Source organism: Rubrivirga marina (assembly GCF_002283365.1).
Classification (GTDB): Bacteria; Bacteroidota; Rhodothermia; order Rhodothermales; family Rubricoccaceae; genus Rubrivirga; species Rubrivirga marina.
This window is the reverse complement of sequence record NZ_MQWD01000001.1, coordinates 3,131,205-3,146,268: the sequence shown is the minus strand read 5'-3', so window position 1 is coordinate 3,146,268 and position 15,064 is coordinate 3,131,205. Positions and strand designations below refer to the sequence as shown.

Annotated in this window: 15 protein-coding genes; 9 read left to right on the top strand and 6 right to left on the bottom strand. The window is 68.6% G+C overall.

The annotated features are described in order from the left end of the window. The first annotated feature begins 8 nt into the window (after window positions 1–8). Genes guaB through BSZ37_RS13220 form a run of 6 tightly spaced genes read left to right on the top strand, consistent with a single transcriptional unit; the run spans window position 9 to window position 6,164 of the window. Window positions 9–1,475, top strand: a complete 1,467-nt coding sequence (guaB, locus tag BSZ37_RS13245; RefSeq protein ID WP_095511010.1) for an IMP dehydrogenase — start codon at window positions 9–11, stop codon at window positions 1,473–1,475. Then, window positions 1,472–2,536, top strand: a complete 1,065-nt coding sequence (locus tag BSZ37_RS13240; RefSeq protein WP_095511009.1) for an aminopeptidase P family protein — start codon at window positions 1,472–1,474, stop codon at window positions 2,534–2,536. The genes guaB and BSZ37_RS13240 overlap by 4 nt, the downstream gene beginning before the upstream one ends. Further along, entirely contained in the window at window positions 2,536–3,585 is a 1,050-nt protein-coding gene (locus BSZ37_RS13235; RefSeq protein ID WP_095511008.1) for a glycosyltransferase family 4 protein, read from the top strand. Before BSZ37_RS13240 ends, BSZ37_RS13235 begins: the two co-directional genes overlap by 1 nt. After that, window positions 3,582–4,445: a glycosyltransferase gene (locus tag BSZ37_RS13230; protein WP_179299633.1), complete on the top strand. Its 864-nt coding sequence runs from the start codon at window positions 3,582–3,584 to the stop codon at window positions 4,443–4,445. The genes BSZ37_RS13235 and BSZ37_RS13230 overlap by 4 nt, the downstream gene beginning before the upstream one ends. Before the next feature lie 28 nt (window positions 4,446–4,473). Continuing rightward, window positions 4,474–4,821: an ATP-binding protein gene (locus BSZ37_RS22065; protein WP_179299632.1), complete on the top strand. Its 348-nt coding sequence runs from the start codon at window positions 4,474–4,476 to the stop codon at window positions 4,819–4,821. Then, window positions 4,818–6,164 carry a hypothetical protein gene (locus BSZ37_RS13220; RefSeq protein ID WP_095511005.1) on the top strand — a complete coding sequence of 449 codons (1,347 nt, stop codon included), beginning with the start codon at window positions 4,818–4,820 and terminating at the stop codon, window positions 6,162–6,164. Before BSZ37_RS22065 ends, BSZ37_RS13220 begins: the two co-directional genes overlap by 4 nt. Here BSZ37_RS13220 and miaA read toward each other — a convergent pair. The 6 genes from miaA to BSZ37_RS13190 all read right to left on the bottom strand — a co-directional run bounded on the left by miaA (window position 6,086) and on the right by BSZ37_RS13190 (window position 12,121). Continuing rightward, window positions 6,086–7,018, bottom strand: a complete 933-nt coding sequence (gene miaA, locus BSZ37_RS13215) for a tRNA (adenosine(37)-N6)-dimethylallyltransferase MiaA (RefSeq protein ID WP_179299631.1) — start codon at window positions 7,016–7,018, stop codon at window positions 6,086–6,088. The genes BSZ37_RS13220 and miaA overlap by 79 nt on opposite strands. Then, window positions 7,000–8,073, bottom strand: coding sequence for a molybdopterin-synthase adenylyltransferase MoeB (gene moeB / locus BSZ37_RS13210; protein WP_095511003.1), 1,074 nt, complete (start codon window positions 8,071–8,073; stop codon window positions 7,000–7,002). The genes miaA and moeB overlap by 19 nt, the downstream gene beginning before the upstream one ends. Then, on the bottom strand, window positions 8,070–9,602 hold the full coding sequence (locus BSZ37_RS13205) for a phytoene desaturase family protein (RefSeq protein WP_095511002.1): 1,533 nt from the start codon (window positions 9,600–9,602) through the stop codon (window positions 8,070–8,072). Before BSZ37_RS13205 ends, moeB begins: the two co-directional genes overlap by 4 nt. Next, window positions 9,603–10,565, bottom strand: coding sequence for a tyrosine-type recombinase/integrase (locus BSZ37_RS13200; RefSeq protein WP_095511001.1), 963 nt, complete (start codon window positions 10,563–10,565; stop codon window positions 9,603–9,605). A 160-nt stretch (window positions 10,566–10,725) separates the two neighbouring features. Beyond that, window positions 10,726–11,007: a hypothetical protein gene (locus BSZ37_RS13195; RefSeq protein WP_095511000.1), complete on the bottom strand. Its 282-nt coding sequence runs from the start codon at window positions 11,005–11,007 to the stop codon at window positions 10,726–10,728. A gap of 25 nt (window positions 11,008–11,032) precedes the next feature. Beyond that, window positions 11,033–12,121 (bottom strand): ABC transporter ATP-binding protein, encoded by a 1,089-nt coding sequence (locus BSZ37_RS13190; RefSeq protein WP_095510999.1) that lies wholly within the window; start codon window positions 12,119–12,121, stop codon window positions 11,033–11,035. Between the two features lie 82 nt (window positions 12,122–12,203). Between BSZ37_RS13190 and BSZ37_RS13185 the strand changes: the two genes are divergently transcribed. From BSZ37_RS13185 to BSZ37_RS13175, 3 genes are read left to right on the top strand one after another with little or no spacing between them, the layout of a single operon-like run. Beyond that, on the top strand, window positions 12,204–13,034 hold the full coding sequence (locus BSZ37_RS13185; protein ID WP_095510998.1) for a bifunctional hydroxymethylpyrimidine kinase/phosphomethylpyrimidine kinase: 831 nt from the start codon (window positions 12,204–12,206) through the stop codon (window positions 13,032–13,034). Window positions 13,035–13,085: 51 nt separating this feature from the next. Continuing rightward, window positions 13,086–14,123 carry a LacI family DNA-binding transcriptional regulator gene (locus BSZ37_RS13180; protein ID WP_095510997.1) on the top strand — a complete coding sequence of 346 codons (1,038 nt, stop codon included), beginning with the start codon at window positions 13,086–13,088 and terminating at the stop codon, window positions 14,121–14,123. Continuing rightward, window positions 14,120–15,058, top strand: a complete 939-nt coding sequence (locus BSZ37_RS13175) for a phosphoribosylaminoimidazolesuccinocarboxamide synthase (RefSeq protein WP_095510996.1) — start codon at window positions 14,120–14,122, stop codon at window positions 15,056–15,058. Before BSZ37_RS13180 ends, BSZ37_RS13175 begins: the two co-directional genes overlap by 4 nt. Window positions 15,059–15,064 lie beyond the last annotated feature (6 nt).

Genomic DNA, 15,064 nt, shown 5'->3' with positions numbered 1-15,064 from the left:
CGAACCCCATGAACAAAATCGCCTACGAGGGCCTCACATACGACGACGTGCTGCTGGTCCCAGCCCGCAGCAACGTCATGCCGCGGGAGGTCCGGACGCAGACGCGGCTGACGCGGAACCTCACGATCAACATCCCGCTCGTGGCCGCGGCCATGGACACCGTCACCGAGGCCGACCTGGCGATCGCGATCGCGCGGGAGGGGGGCGTCGGCGTGCTCCACAAGAACATGCCGGCCGAGTTGCAGGCGCGGGAGGCCCGGCGGGTCAAGCGGAGCGAGTCCGGAATGATCCTCGACCCGATCGTGCTTCGGCCCGGCGACACGGTCGGCGACGCGCGGGAGCGGATGGCGCGCTACTCGATCGGCGGGATCCCCGTTGTCGACCACGAGCGTCGGTTGGTGGGGATCGTCACGAACCGCGACCTCCGGTTCCAACCCGACAACGCCGTCTTCCTGCAGGACATCATGACGACCGAGGGCCTCATCACGGCGCCGGTCGGAACGACGCTCGAGCAAGCCGAGGCGACGCTCCAAGAGCACAAGATCGAGAAGCTCCCCGTGACCGACGAGGCCGGCTTTCTCAAGGGACTCATCACGTTCAAGGACATCCAGAAAAAGAAGCGGCATCCGGACGCCGCCAAGGACGAGTTCGGGCGGCTGCTCGTCGGGGCGGCCGTCGGCGTGACGCCGGACACGCACGACCGGGTGTCAGCGCTGGCCGAGGCCGGGACTGACTTCGTCGTGGTCGATACGGCGCACGGGCACTCGGAGGGCGTGCTCCGGATGGTCGAGCGGATCAAGGCCGACTTCGACGGCCTCGAGGTCGTCGCGGGCAACGTCGCGACGCCGCAGGGGACCGAGGACCTCATCCTCGCGGGCGCAGACGCCGTCAAGATCGGGATCGGGCCGGGCTCGATCTGCACGACCCGCGTCGTCGCCGGCGTCGGCGTGCCCCAACTCACGGCGATCCTTCAGTGCGCCGAGGCCGCCCGCCGCTACGACGTGCCCCTGATCGCAGATGGCGGGATCAAACAGACAGGCGACATCCCGAAGGCGCTTGCGGCCGGGGCCTCGACCGTCATGATCGGCAGCTTGTTCGCGGGCGTGGACGAGAGCCCGGGCGAGACGGTGCTCTACGAGGGCCGCCGCTACAAGAACTACCGCGGCATGGGCTCGCTCGGCGCCATGGAGGCCGGCTCCAAGGACCGCTATTTCCAGGACGCGGAGGACGACCTCAAGAAGCTCGTGCCGGAGGGCATCGAGGGCCGCGTCCCGTACAAGGGCACGCTCTCCGAGATCACCTACCAGATGGTCGGCGGCCTCCGCGCGGCGATGGGCTACTGCGGCTGTGACTCGGTCGAGGCGCTCCAACAGCGCGGCCAGTTCGTCCGGATCACCGGCGCCGGCCTCCGCGAGAGCCACCCCCACGACGTGACGATCACGCAGGAGTCGCCCAACTACTCGACGCGCTCGTGATCTCGCGCGTCGACACGCTCCGCGAACTGGCCGCCACGTGCGGCGCCGATGCCGCGATCCTGGCGCACCCCCCCAACCTCCGGTGGGCGGTCGGCTTCACGGGCTCGAACGGGCTGCTGCTGGTGACGGAATCGGCGGCGCACTTCGTCACGGACGGCCGCTACACGTCGCAGGCCCGCGCCGAGGTCGACGGGGCCGACGTCCACGTGGCTGATGGCGCCCTCGCGGCGTGGGCCGGCGAGCACGGCCTGTTCGAGGACGCCTCGCGAGCGGTCGTTCAGGCCGAGCACGTGACCCTGGCCGCCTCGGACGACCTGCGGAAGGCGTTTCATGTCGACCTGGTGGCGGTCCGGGACCTGTTGTCCGAGGCCGTGGCGTCGAAGACTGAAGCGGAGATCGAGGCGGTCCGCCGAGCGCAGGCGCTGACGTGCGAGGTGTTCGACGCCATCCTGCCCTACCTCGCGCCGGGGATGTCGGAGCAGGACATCGCGGCCGAGATCGTCTACCAGCACCTCAAGCGGGGCGCCTCGGCGATGTCGTTCGAGCCCATCGTCGCGGCTGGGCCGCACGGGGCCCTCCCGCACGCGCGCCCCTCGTCGCGGACGCTCAACCCGGGCGACCTCGTGGTGATCGACATGGGCGGCGTGCTCGACGGGTTCTGCTCCGACCTCACCCGGACGGTCGCGATCGGTGAGCCGGGGGAGGTCGAGCGAGCGGCCTACGAAACCGTCCGCACGGCGCAGCGGACGGCGATCGACGCCGCCGAGGCCGGCATGACCGGGCGGAACCTCGACGCCGCGGCCCGATCCGTGATCGAAGCGGACGGGCTGGGCGAGTACTTCACCCACAGCCTCGGGCACGGCGTCGGGATCGAGGTCCACGAGTGGCCCCGTCTCTCGCAGCAGGTCGCGCACGTGCTTCCGCCCGGGGCGACGGTCACCATCGAGCCGGGCGTGTACCTCCCCGAGCGGTTCGGCATCCGGATCGAGGACGTGATCGTGCTTCGCGAAGGGGGCTGCGAGAACCTGACGCCGCTGCTGACGGAACTCGTGGTGCTGTAGTGCGCATCGCGTTCGTGCTCCCGGCGCCGGCCCGCGTGCCGATGGGCGGCGTGTCGGTGGTCATGCGGCACGCTGAGGGGCTGGTCAACCGCGGGCACGACGTGTCGGTGATCGCCCCGCGGCGGGCGCCGGGACTGTGGCCGCGTGTTCGCGAGTGGGCGGTCTTCGCACGCGACGCCGTCCACGGGGTTCTCGGGCACGGCCCCGAGGCGGGTAGGCTTGTCGAGACCCTGGAGCCCCCGACCCTCCAGTCGATTGACCTCTCTTTTTTCGATGCCGTTATTGCAACTGGCCATCAAACTGCCCCCTGGGTCCACCACGGTAGCCATCCGAACCCGTTCTACTTTATCCAGGGCGATGAGCGCTCCCTCAGCGAACGGGCGGAGGCGACCTGGGCGCTCCCCCTCCGTCGGTTCACGGTCGCCGGATGGCTCGCAGAACTCTTGGCCTCGGCGGGGCACCCTGTCGAGGGCGTCGTCCCCAATGCCGTCGACCCGTCGGAGCTGTTCGCGACCACGCCGCCGAGGGACCGGCCTGCGCGAGTCGTCGCGCTCTACCATCGCCATCCGGTCAAGGGACCGGAGGTGCTGATCGACGCGCTGAGTCGGCTCCGCAAGCGGATCCCCACGCTCGAGGCGTCCGTCTTCGCCGCTCGCCCGCCCAGCCACCGGCTGCCGGACTGGGTGGAGGTCTCGATCCGGCCCTCCCGCGAGACGCTCCGGGCGCTCTACGACGGGGCAGCGGTTTGCCTCCACACGAGCCGGGTCGAGGGGTGGGGGCTCGTCCCGATGGAGGCCGCCGCCTGCGGGGCCGTGGTCGTCGCGACGGCGAGCCGCGGGCCCCGGGAGTTTCTCGAGCCAGAGCGATCGATGATGGAAGTCGCCGTTGGAGACGCCGCCGCGCTTGCCGATGCCGCAGAGTCGGTGCTCCGGGACGTCGAACGCCGCGCTCGTCTCGCCGAGGCGGCCCAAGTCGACGTCGCTCGGTTCTCGTGGGACGAGTCGACGGCCCGCCTCGAATCGATCCTCACGAGTCAGCGACCGGTGTGACCTCCGTCATCATCCCGGTCTACAACGGCGCCGCGATCCTGCCGACGACGATCCCGGCGGTCCTCGCGCTGGACGCGGACGAGATCTTGTGGGTCGACGACGGTTCCCGCGATGCCACGCCGCGGCTGCTGGCGGACGCCACGGCTGGCCAGGAGCGCGCCAGGGTCATCACTCTCGGCGAGAACGCCGGCCGGGCAGCCGCACGGAACGCCGGTGTCGCCACCGCGACGGGCGACGTCCTCGCGTTCTTCGACGCCGACGTCGAGCCTCCGCCCGGCGCTGCCCGAGCGCTTGCGGCTGGGCTCGGAGCGCCCGGCGCGGTCGCCAGCGTCGCCCGCCTCAAGCCGGTCGTGACCGACCCTGGGGACCCGTACCAGGACTACGTGGCGAACCACCCCCGGGGCCCGGCGGCGGCCGTCGAGCCTGGCGAGCCGATCGACTGGCGGTACTTCCTGTCTGGCGCGAGCGCCGTACGGCGCGAGGCGTTCGAACGGGTCGGCGGGTTCCCCGAGGCGGTGCCCTACGGCGAGGACGTGGCGTTCGGGTGCCGGCTCGCGCGTGTTGCACCCGACGGCTTGCGACTCGCCCGGACCGTGGTCCGGCTGCATGACCTCGGAGACCTCGCCCGGGCAGTCGGCCACGCCCGACAGTTCGGCGCCGCGGCAGCGTCGTTCGACGAACCGTGCCCGGGCGGCGCCGTCGACCGCGTCCGAGCACCGACGTGGGTGGGGCGGGCCGCGGCGGCGGCTCCATGGGTTCTGGCATCGGCGATTTCGGTCCTGCCCCGTGGAGCCCTTCGCCGTCGAGCCGTACGGTACCTTCTGGCTGCCACCGCCCTCCGAGCCGCACACCGTGCCTGAGCTTCGCCGCCCCCGGCACATCGAGTCCGTGGCCGACCTGTGTGAGGCCGCGGTCGAGCTCGTCCGCGAGGCGGGGTGGGCGGAGCACGACGTCACGCGGGTGGCGCTGGCGATCGGGGAGGCGGTCGCCAACGCCGTCGAACACGGCGGGGGGGACGAGGTCCTCGTCGAGTTCGACGCCGACGCGCGACGGTTGGCGGTTCGGGTCGCCGACGGCGGCCCTGGGCTTGCCCCCGAGCGACTCGACCGCGCGGCGCTCCCCGATGATCCGGCGGCGACGTGTGGCCGGGGCCTGTTCATCCTCCAGCACGTCACCGATGACGTCGACGTGGACGCGTCGGGGGCCCTGCGTTTCATCATCCGGCCAACGGGGTGATCCGCCGCGCCTTCCCGATCGTCGTCGGGATCGGGGTGGTCGTCGCGATGGTCTGGGCGGCGCGTCCGGCAGGCAGCGGGCTGGAGTGGCGCCTCGCGTTTGTCGGTGCCTACGGGCTCGGCTTCGTCCTCCTCATCGCCTACCTCCGTCGCGCCCAGGTCTCCACGCGCCGTCTCTTACTCGGCGCCGTTCTGTTTCGTCTCGCCGCGCTGCCGATGCTTCCGTCCCTCTCGGACGACGGGTACCGGTACATCTGGGACGGGGTGATCGCAGCCGAGGCCAGCGTGTCCCCCTACGCGCTCCGCCCAAACGATCCAGCCCTGCGTGCGTGGCAGGACGAGAGGGTGTACGCGCGAATGAACTCTCCGGGCTACTACTCGGTGTATCCCCCGGCCTCCCAGTCGGTGTTCCGGGTGGCGGCGTCGGTCTACCGCGAGCTCGGGTGGACGGGTAGCTGGTGGCTTCTAAAGACCCTGCTCGTCATCGTCGAACTCGGGGGCGTGATCCTGCTGGCCCGCGTGGTAGGGGCGCACGGGGCGGCGCTTTACGCGTGGAGCCCACTCGCCGTGGTGGAGGTCGCCGGCCAGGGACACACCGAGGCGCTGGTGGTCGGGGGGATCGGGCTCGTCATCGCGACCGCTGGGTCCCGGTTTCCGCTGCGATCGATCGGCGCGACGGTGGCAGGGCTGGCCAAGCTCTACCCGCTCGCGCTTCTGCCGGCGACGTGGCGGCGGGAGGGGTGGGCAGGGGTGGCGGCCTCGGTGCTTCTGGGGGGAGCGCTGTCCGCTCTGGTCTGGACGCCCGGCGCTGCGGCGAACGCCGGGGAGTCTCTGGAGTTGTTCTTCGGCACGTTTGATGTCTACGCTGGACCGTATCGCCTGCTCAAAGCGGTCGCATACCCGGTTCTCGGGGAGGAGGCCGGGCAGGCGGCCAGCGTTACCCTGACCGTCGGGTACGGTGCCGCGGTCGCACGGGCCTTCTCAGTGGACGACGGGACACCCCGTGGGCTCCACCGGGTGGTGCTGGTCGTGGTGGTTGGGTTCGGTCTCGTCACTGCGACCTTCCACCCGTGGTACGGGCTCCCGCTCCTGTTTTTGATTCCGTTATTGGATTCTCCCAATTGGCTCCTGTGGTTGGCAGCACTCTGCACAACCACGTACCTCGGGTACGAGTGGCATGCGTTCTTCGACGTCGCCACCCTGATCGGATGGGGGGGAGCTGCCCTCCTCCTGTTTCGCCATTCGAGGAACCGCCACGCCTCGCATCACGGCCAGGGAGCGACGCCTCCAAGCAGGTCATCGAGATCCGTCGAGGCAGCCGGCAGCCAGAGCGCGTCGTCATAGCGTCGGTACCACGTGAGTTGTCGCTTGGCGTAGCGGCGCGTGTTCCGTTTGATGAGCCGAATGCCCTCCTCGAGGGATCGGTCGCCGGCGAGGACCGGGAGCAGCTCCCGGTAGCCGATGGTCGCCTCTAGCGTCCTCTTAGCCTCGGCACTACGCGCCGCGAGGCCAGCCGCCTCGTCGAGCAGGCCCTCCGCCATCATCTGGTCGACCCGGGCCTCGATTCGCGAGTAAAGCTCAGGCCTGGGCCGCTCGAGCACCACTAGGCAGGTCAGGGGTAGAGCCGAGGGGCGGTCGGTCCAGACCTCAGACGGGCGACGCCCCGTGTGGCGCAACACACCGACCCAGCGCACGAGCCGATGCGTCTTCGTTGGGTCCAGCGTCGCGGCCGCCTCAGGGTCTACGGCTGTCAGCTCTCGGAACAGGCGCGCCGCGCCGTCTGGAGTCCTGGCCTCACGCAGGAGCTCCCCTTCGAGCTCCTCAGGGATCGGAGGCACATCGGGCATCCCCTCGACGAGAGCGTGGACGTAGAGCGTTGACCCGCCCACGACGATGGCAGGTGCTCCTCGCGACTGGATGTCCGTTATCGCGTTTAAGGCCCATCGGAAAAATCGCCCGGCAGAACAACGAGCCCCAAGGTCCAGCCGATCCAACAGGTGGTAGCGAACTTCCCCCCGTTCCTTCTCCGTCGGTTTCGCCGTCCCGATGTCGAGGCCGCGGTAGACTTGACGGCTATCGGCAGAAACGATCTCGCCCCCAACTCGCTGGGCCAGCCGGTGAGCCAGCGAGGACTTGCCGACGGCAGTGGGGCCGGCGATGACGAGACTCCTTGCCTGAGTCACGAGAGGGCGTTCCACGCCTCCATACCGCCACGGAGCGATCGTGCACGAAGGCCGCGCTCCCTGAGCATCCGGGCCCCGACCGCAGAGCGCCCCCCGGAGGCGCAGTACACCACGATGTCGCTGTCACGTACGTCGTCGAGCTCAAATGCGCGGACGTCGAGCTGACCGAGTGGGATCAGTCGGCCGCCGATGTTGCCTGCGTGGTGTTCGGTTGCCTCGCGCACATCAACGAGGACGGGGGGCGCCGAGTCGAGAAGGGACCGAAGTTCTGGGACCGTGATCTCTGCAGGGCCCGGATCTGCTGCCACCGACGTGCGGCGGTGCTGCGGGGAGCCACAAGCGGAGCACTCGGGATCGCGGTCTACCACGATCTCTCGGACCTCCATCGCCAGAGCGTCGATCATGAGCAGGCGGCCCACCAGCGGGTCCCCAATTCCAAGGATCCACTTTAGCGCCTCCGCCGCCTGAAGCGTCCCGAAAAGAGACGGCACGACGCCCAAGACCCCGCCTTCTTCGCAGTTGGGGATCAGGTCTGGAGGGGGCGGCTCCGGAAACAGGCACCGGTAGCACGGCCCGGTTTCCGTCCCGAAGACGGAGATCTGCCCCGAAAACTGGCTGACCGAGGCGAACACGTTGGGCGTCTGCGTCCGCACCGAGGCGTCGTTCACGACGTAGCGTGTCGCGAACGTGTCCGAGCCGTCGAGGACGAGGTCGTACCCCGCGAGGAGCGCCTCGGCGTTGTCGGTGCCGAGGCGGAGGGAGTGGGCCTCGATGGTGACCTCCGGGTTGATGGCCTCCAACCGCTCCCGGGCCGCGTCCGCTTTCGCACGGCCCACGTCGCTCGTCGAGTAGAGCGTCTGTCGGTGGAGGTTCGTGACGTCGACGTGGTCGAACTCGGCGAACCCCACACGCCCGACGCCGGATGCCGCCAGTTGGTGCAACGCCGGCGCGCCCAGCCCGCCGGCGCCGACGACGAGGACGGCGGCCTTGGCGAGCCGTTTCTGACCCTCGAGGCCTACGTCCGGGAGGCGGATCTGTCGCGAGTAGCGCAGGGAGTCTGTGGAACTCATCGCTTCGACTCGAGAAAGTTAAGAACCACCCGGGCGGCATTCCGTCCAGATGCCCCCATTATGCCACCTCCCGGGTGCATGCTGGCCCCGGTGAGGAAGAGCCCGTCGACGGGGCCCCGATAGTCGCTAAGATTCATCGAGGGGCGCAGCGCAAACATCTGGTCGATCGTCATCTCGAGGTGCATCACGTTCCCGCGGAACAGCCCGAGCTCGCGCTCCAGCCAGAGGGGGTGCTGGAAGAGGGAACCGACCACCGACGCCTTGGTGCCGGGTGCGTAGGGTTCGAACGTGTCCAGGATCCGATCGGCCACCTCCTCCTCGATGGCGTCCCACGTCCGACCGCCGGTCATTTCATAAGGGAAGTACTGGGCCCAGAGCCACAACACCTCCCCGCCCGGCGGCGCCAGCGTCGGGTCGACTGCGGAGAAGCTCATCCCGACGATCGGAGGATCCTCGGCCGGCTGGCCCTTGAGGTAATCGGCGTAGGCGTCATGGATCTGCTGGCGGTCTCGGCAGATGAGTTGGAGCGCCGTCCGCGACTCGATACCCGGCGCCGCCGCGTACTCCACAGGTTTGTCGAGCGCGAGGCGAAGGATGGCCCCGAACCCGTTTCCAACCCGCATCTGGTCGGCCTCGGCGGGACGGTGCTCGCTCGGCAGGAGCCGGTCGAGCGTCTCGAGGATGTGGGTCCCCGATAGAACGGCACGAGCGGTAATGCATTCGCCAGCGACCTCCACGCCCTCGGCACGCCCGTTGCGAACGAGAAGACGGTCCACTGGGGACGACGTACGGACCTCACCCCCGTGAGCACGGATCATCGCCGCCAGCGCTTTCGTGAGCCCTCCAGATCCGCCCCGAGGCCGGGCGATCCCGCTCTCGTGATACAAGGGGTGCCACAAGAGGAAGGGCGCACTCATGGCCTCGGTAGGAGGGGGGCCGCTCTGCGCAGCCATCCACACGAGCGGCGCCTTCACCTTCTCCTCCGTGAAGTACTGATCGACGACTTCACCGTATGGCCGCATGATCACAGACAACGCGTTCTGCCAGTCGACTTGGGCCGAACTCCCGAACGCGAACCGCTTCCCAAGCTCGAGTGGGCTGGGCGTCGACAGAAAAACGTCTCGCACGGTTTGGGAAAACGGCGCCCACGTCTCGACGAACCGCCGGTAGCGATCGCCTTCTCCGGGGAACTGCGCCTCGATGTGCTCGCAGGTCCGGTCGACGTCTCGATAGATGAAGAGTGACGACCCGTCTTCGTACGGAGCGAAGAACAGCGGGTCGAGCTCGAGGTACTCGAGTCCGTACTCGTCGAGGCCCAGCTCCTCGACGATCGGGGTCAGGCGAATGAGGATGTGAGCAGAACCGCCGAGGTCGAACTGGTACCCAGGCACCTGCTCGACGGTCGAGACGGCGCCGCCGACGATGTACCGCCGTTCGAAGACGCCGACCCGGTAGCCCGCCTTCGCCGCATAGGCTGCGGAGATGAGCGCGTTGTGGCCGGCGCCAACGACGATCAGGTCGTAGTCCATCTAAAGGTCGATGAAGTCCGCGGCGCTGTTCGCCAGCCGGTCCCGTTGATGAACGTAGCGCATGGTGGTCTCTATGTTTTTGTGGCGAGCGTGAGCCTGAACTTGCTGCAGAGATGCGCCGCCCTCAATGGCGAGCGTGCAGCCCGTGTGACGGAGGGTGTGAGCACCGACTCGTTCCTGGATCCCAGCCTGCCGGCCGAGCGACCGGACAATCTTATAGATGGCAGATCCAGACAGGCGTTTGCCGTGACTATGGTTTGTTGACAACGAGCGCCACACCGGTCCACTGTGGTATCCACTTGACCGTATAAAGTCACGCAGCACTCCGGCTACGTGGTCCGGAACCTTGACCGTCTGGTTCGCGCCGCCCTTGGCACGCTTGAGCCGAAGAATTGTGTGCTCGCCAGCCATGCCGATATCCTCAACATCCATGTCCGAGGCCTCCGAACGACGCAGTACGCAGTGAAGCAGCGTCGTCACGAGAGCGAAATTGCGGGCACCCGAAGGCTTCGTCATGTCGATCGCACCGAGCATTCGCGCCGCCTGTTCGCGCGTCAGCACCGTCACGAGCTGGTCCGCATCGGACGTTTTGGGAATGCGGCGGACCAGGTGCCGGTCGGCCGGATTCAAGTCGATGAATCCCAGCGCGGCCAGCCAGCCAAAGAACCCCCGGAGCGACGCGAGGAATCGCCTCTGTGTCGCGGGGCTCTTGCCGTCAGATTCTAGAGTCTGCAGCGCTTCGTTTACGTCCGTAAACGTGACGGACGCCGCCATCTCCAGCGTGACCGTTTCGCACCCGAAGAAAGTCTCTAGGTCTTTGGCATACGCGCGCCGGGTGTTCTCCCGGTCGTAGCGCAACAGGTACAGCGGAACGAGGTCGGACTGGGCCGTGAAGGCGCGGCCCAGCTTAGCGTGGGTTCCGGCGTCGACGCTCGCCGGGAGGGCGCGATCGTGAGAGTCCATCGTCAGGTCCGGGGGAATGGCACGTTACGAACGGCCGGCCTCGGGCGTCGACGGATCGAGGCGACAGAGCTCGCTCCAGGTCGGTTCGATAATTACTGTTATCGTGAGTGAGACCCTCGGACGGACGCTGCGGCCAGGCCGCAGCCGCCTCCGATCGAGCTCAGCCATCCCCATCTCGGGCGTTCTCTCCGACGTCGACGTTCTGATCGATCGTCTCGGCGGCGTCCGAGGCCGCGTCTTCGATGGCCTCGCCGGCAGCCTCCACATTGTCACGCGCCCGGTCGACGGCCTCACCGTCGACCGTCACGCGCACGGACTTGTCTCCGTCGGCCTCGGTCTCGTGGTCGACCTCGCATCCGGACAGGACGAGTTGACCAGAGAACAGAACGGCGAGCGCGAGGAGAACGGCAAGGAGACGGGCTGGCGTCGAGGCGTTGGCCATGACAGTCGCAGGCGGTGAGCGCCTTCTACGCCGAGAGTGCCTGCCCGGTCTCCGGGTCGAAGAGGTGAATCTTGTCGAGGTCCATCCGGAGTTCAGCCGCGCGATCTCCGCCCGGTAGTTGCTGGGGCTCTAGCCTGGCGACCAAGCGATTATCGGGATCGAGCCGCACATACGCGACCACCTCGTTGCCCATTGGCTCCTCGACCTCGACGGTCCCCCTGAACGGGTCCGACAGGCGCTTCGCCGCGGGCGAGACCTCGGGTGTGTAGAGGTCTTCGGGCCGGATTCCGAGCGTCACGGGTCCCTGAATGGGCGGGTTGGGGCCGACATCAACAATAACGGTCCCTGAGTCGGACGTGAAACGCGAGCCATCGAGTGCCCCGGAGACGAAGTTCATCGCGGGGCTCCCGATGAAACCCGCGACGAACATGTTGGCCGGGTGGTTGTACAGCTCCAACGGCGGCGCGACCTGCTGCACGAACCCGTCGTGGAGCACGACGATCCGGTCGCCCATCGTCATCGCCTCGACCTGGTCGTGCGTGACGTACAGCATGGTCGCGCCGAGGTCACGGTGGAGCTTCGAGATCTCCGTCCGCGTTTGGACCCGGAGCTTGGCGTCCAGGTTCGACAGCGGCTCGTCGAACAGGAAGACCGCCGGGTCACGGACGATGGCGCGGCCGAGGGCGACGCGCTGGCGCTGACCGCCCGAGAGGGCTTTCGGCTTCCGGTCGAGGACGCCCTCGAGACCGAGCGTCGCCGCTGCGGACTCCACGCGCTGGCGGATCTCTGGCTTCGGGAGCTTCCGAAGCTTCAGCCCGAACGCCATGTTGTCGAATACGTCCATGTGCGGGTAGAGCGCGTAGTTCTGGAAGACCATCGCGATGTCCCGGTCCTTCGGCGCGACGTCGTTCACGACGCGGTCCCCGATCTGGAGCGTGCCCGATGAGATCGACTCAAGGCCGGCCACCATCCGGAGGGTGGTGCTCTTGCCGCAGCCCGAGGGGCCGACGAGGACGACGAACTCGCCATCGTCGATGTCGAGACTCACGTCGTGGACGGCCTCGTAGCCGTTGTCGTAGACCTTTCGGAGCTTGTCGAGCGTGACGCGGGCCATCGGCGGGGATGAAGGGTTGGCGGAAGATAGACGGATCGCTGCCCGACCTCCCGGTAGCTTTCGGCCTCCCCCTTCCGAGCTCATGCCCCTCTCCCCCGTCGCCGTCGTCGGCGCCACCTACACCGTCAGCGAACGCGGCCTCGCGGCCGACGTGCTCGCCGCCCGGGCGCTCGGTCTCGCTCCCCTCCCGATCTGCACGTCGATCGTCGTCGCCAGCGGGGGACGGGTGACCGACGTCACGGACGTCCCGGTCGACACCGTGATCGCGCAACTCGAACACCTCGAGGCGGCCGGCCCGGTGCGGGGCGTCAAGATCGGCGTGCTCGGCAGCGACAAAACAGCGGCCGCGGTCCTCGACCGGGTCCGGAGCATGGACGTGCCGGTCGTTCTGGACGTGGTCGCCTCGGGGCCGAGTGGGGAGACCGTCCTGGAAGCGCGCGGAATCGACGCCGTCGCCGACCGCCTCGGTGCGGCGACGCTCGTGACGCTCTCGAAGGCGGACGCCGAGCTGGTCACGAACACGCAGATCGAGTCGCTGGACGACGCTCAAGTCGCGGCCCAGCGGCTCCACAACCGCGGCGCGGCGGCCGTCGTGATCCGGTGTGGGAGTCTTCCCTATCGCTTTTACGACGCCGCCGACGACCCCGGCTCCGACGCCGGGCGTCCGTTCTTCGCCGACCTCTACTACGACGGCGAGGACTTCGCGCTCTTCGAGGCACCGTTGCTCGACGCCCACCCCGACGGCGCGTCCAGCGCGTTCGCGCTCGCGGCGCTGTCAGGCCTCGTCTCCGGCCGACCGGTCGAGGAGGCGCTCCAACTCGCGAAGCGGTTCGCGACCGACGCGGTCCGGCACGCGACCGAGGTGGAGGGACACGCGCCTCGGCTGCACGTCGGGCCCTCTTCACATTCGTAATACCAGTCCGGGCGCGCTCCCGTAGTTTTAGGGTTCCCAGCGCCCCCCGCCATGCCCGATCGTTCCCCGAACACGCGGCCCACGATCTACGACGTCGCCGACGAGGCCGGCGTCGCCATCTCCACGGTCTCCCGGGTTCTCAACGGGTCCAACGAGGTCTCCGACGCGACCCGGAGCCGCGTCCAGGCCGCCATCCGCAAGCTCCAGTTCCAGCCCCAGCGGATCGCCCGGAAGCTCGCCCAGCAGTCGACGACCTCGATCGCCGTCGCGCTGCCCTCGGCCACCTCGATGTTCTTCGTGGAGATGCTGAAGGGCGTCAAGGACGCGCTCCGGGACGAGGACATCGACCTCCTCCTGTGCAACCTCGGTTCGGGCCAGCCCTACCCGACGCTCCAGCGGTTCCTCAACCGCGGGGCCGTCGACGGGCTCCTACTGATGTCGCTTCCCGTCGAGGGCGACATCGCCGAGCAGCTCCTCTCGTTCCAGGCGCCGGTCGTCCTCTTGGGGAGCCGCTGCACGGGGCTCGACGCCTACTGGTGGGACGACCGCGAGGGATCCCAGATGGCGACGACGTACCTCATCGAACAGGGGCACCGACGGATCGGTCTCGTCACGGCGCAGGCCTGGAGCTACAACGCGAGCCCCCGCCTCGACGGCTACAAGGCCGCGCTCGAAGAGGCCGGCATCCCGTACGATCCGGACCTCGTCGTCACCGGCCAGACGACCAAGCACGCTGGCTATTCGGAGGAATCCGGCTCCGAAGCGATGGAAGAGCTCATGGGCTTGGACGACCGGCCCACGGCCGTCTTCGCGTCGGCCGACGTCCAGGCCTATGGCGCCTGGTCGTGGGCGCGTGACCACGGCCTCGTCGTCCCTCGCGACGTCTCGATCGTGGGCTACGACGACCTCAAGCTCAGCCGCTTCCTCGACCTCACGACCGTCACGCAGGGGATGCAGCAGGCCGGATTCGACGCCACGAAGCGCCTCCTGACGCGGCTCCGTTCTCGCGACGTTGCCGACCGGATCGACATCCAGCTCCCGCTGTCGCTCGCCGTCCGCGGCTCCACCGGCGCCGTGCCCTCGACGTGACGCTCCCGCCGCCGCTCGCGACGACCGACCTCGACCTCGGTCCGAAGTACCAGGGCAAGGTCCGCGACACCTACGACCTCGGCGATGGCCGGCTCGTGCTCGTCACGACCGATCGGATCTCGGCGTTCGACCACGTCCTCCGTCAGGCGATCCCACTCAAGGGCCAGGTGCTCAACCGACTCGCCGCGCACTGGTTCGAGCGGACGGGCGATGTCGCGCCGAACCACGTCCTGAGCGTCCCCGACCCGAACGTGACGGTTGGGGTGAAGTGCGAGGCCCTGCCGATCGAGTTCGTCGTCCGCGGCTACCTCGCCGGACACGCCTGGCGCGTCTACCGAGGCGGAGGGCGTGAGCTCTGTGGCGAGGCGCTGCCCGACGGCCTCCGCGAGTCCGAACGGCTCCCGGCGCCGATCCTGACGCCGGCGACGAAGGCCGAGGAGGGCCATGACGAGGACATCCGCCGAGCCGACATCGTCGCTCGCGGGCTCCTCGATCAGGAGACCCTGGACGAGGCAGCGGCTCTCGCACTGGCGCTGTTCCAGCGGGGAACCGAGATCGCGACCGAGCGAGGCCTGCTTCTCGTCGACACCAAGTACGAGTTCGGTCGCGCCCCGGACGGTCGCCTCCACGTGATCGACGAGGTCCACACCCCCGACTCGTCCCGGTATTACTACGCCGAGGGGTACGAAGAGCGCCTGTCAGCTGGTGAGCCGCAGCGTCAGCTCTCGAAAGAGTTCGTGCGCGAGTGGCTGATGGACCACGGCTTCCAAGGACGAAGCGGCGAGGCGCTCCCTGATCTGCCCCCCTCGTTCGTCGAAGAGGTCAGCGCGCGCTATGTCGAACTCTACGAGACGGTTACGGGAGAGAGCTTCGAGCCGGACCTCAGCCCGGAGCCGGAAGCGCGCATCCGGTACGCGCTGGAGGCGTTGAGTTGACGGGTT